General features: G+C 67.3%; 1 protein-coding gene. It reads right to left on the bottom strand.

The annotated features are described in order from the left end of the window. Positions 1–1,231: DUF5801 repeats-in-toxin domain-containing protein (locus AACS24_RS06725; protein WP_108572819.1), on the bottom strand; the 1,231-nt coding region annotated here is incomplete at both ends.

A 1,231-nucleotide genomic window follows, 5' to 3' on the forward strand; every position in this document is an offset into this window, starting at 1 on the left:
TCACCGTACCGACACTGCCGGTGATGACGTTGTCCACCTGATTGAGCACGATGGCCGCACCCTGCCCATTGGCGGCCAGCGGGTCGACCGCATACAGGCCACTCGCCACGTTGCTGTCGGTCAGCGCCAGGCTGTAGCCGATGCTGCCCACCCCGTCGGCACCAAAGGCCGGCGCGAACTGGGCCTGTACGTCGGCCGCACTCAGGCTGGCACTGGCCACCCCGTCACTGCCAACACCGCCCAGACTGACCAGGCTTTCATCCACGGTCGCGCCCAGACGCGGCGCCTCCACCGCCAGCCCGGCACGCGGGCCGTCATCCTCGAAGCGGAACACGCCATTGGCACCCAGGTCTACAGATGCACTGGCGCGGTCGCCATCGGCGTCAGTCACGGTCTGCACCAGAGTCAGCACGCCGCGGTCCAGGGTCAGCTCCACGCTGTCATCCGCATTGGTGGTATCGCCGTGCCAGACGTTGTCCAGCAGGGCCAGCGTCACTTCCCCGGTGGTCGGGTTGATGGTCAGGGTGAAGTAGTTCACCGTACCGACACTGCCGGTGATGACGTTGCCCACCTGATTGAGCTCGATAGCCGCACCCTTGCCATTAGCGGCCAGCGGGTCAACCGCATACAGACCGCTCGCCACGTCGCTGCCGGTCAGCGCCAGGCTGTAGCCGATGCGGCCCGCCCCGTCAGCCCCGAAGGCCGGCGCGAACTGGGCCTGTACGTCGGCCGCACTCAAGCTGGCACTGGCCACCCCGTCACCGCCGACCCCACCCAAACTGACCAGACTTTCATCCACGGTCGCACCAAGACGCGGGGCTTCTTCTGCCAGCCCGGCACGCGGGCCATCATCCTCGAAGCGGAACACACCGTTGGCGCCAAGGTCCACAGATGCTCTGGCGCTATCGCCATCGGCGTCGGTCACGGTCTGCACCAACGTCAGCACGCCGCGGTCCAGGGTCAGCGCCACGCTGTCATCTGCACTGGTGGTGTCGCCATGCCAGACGTTGTCCAGCAGGGCCAGCGTCACTTCCCCGGTGGTCGGATTGATGGTCAGGGTGAAGTAATCCACCCCGCCCGCACTGCCGGTGATGACGTTGCCCACCTGATTGAGCACGATGGCCGCCCCCTGGCCGTTGGCGGCCAGCGGGTCAACCGCATACAGACCGCTCGCCACGTCGCTGCCGGTCAGCGCCAGGCTGTAGCCGATGCGGCCCGCCCCGTCAGCCCC

The sequence above is a fragment of the Aeromonas sp. HMWF016 genome, assembly GCF_963878195.1.
In the GTDB taxonomy this organism is placed as follows: domain Bacteria; phylum Pseudomonadota; class Gammaproteobacteria; order Enterobacterales; family Aeromonadaceae; genus Aeromonas; species Aeromonas lacus.